This is a genomic window from Paraburkholderia sp. SIMBA_027, assembly GCF_046535315.1.
Classification (GTDB): Bacteria; Pseudomonadota; Gammaproteobacteria; order Burkholderiales; family Burkholderiaceae; genus Paraburkholderia; species Paraburkholderia tropica.
This window is the reverse complement of record NZ_JAWRWY010000427.1, coordinates 1-278: the sequence shown is the minus strand read 5'-3', so window position 1 is coordinate 278 and position 278 is coordinate 1. Positions and strand designations below refer to the sequence as shown.

The window sequence follows — 278 nt, the reverse complement described above, 5'->3', positions numbered from 1 at the left end:
AATGCAGCAACCACTTCTGGTGCCGTTTCAACGTATGGCCCTTCCAGCAACTGAATGCAGTACGGTACGCTGGCAAAAATACCGTGTACCACAACGTTACCCGCAGCGTCCTTCACACCTTCCAGCGTCTCTTTAATAGACTTCGGCTGACCGGGTAAGTTAAGGATCAGCGCCTGTTTGCGAATCACACCAACCTGACGCGAAAGGATCGCAGTTGGTACAAAATGCAGGCTTATCTGGCGCATCTGTTCACCAAAGCCAGGCATCTCGCGGTCCGC

At 52.9% G+C, this 278-nt stretch carries 1 protein-coding gene; it reads right to left on the bottom strand.

The annotated features are described in order from the left end of the window. Nucleotides 1-278: molybdopterin adenylyltransferase (gene mog, locus SB764_RS39690; RefSeq protein WP_410866710.1), on the bottom strand; the 278-nt coding region annotated here is incomplete at both ends.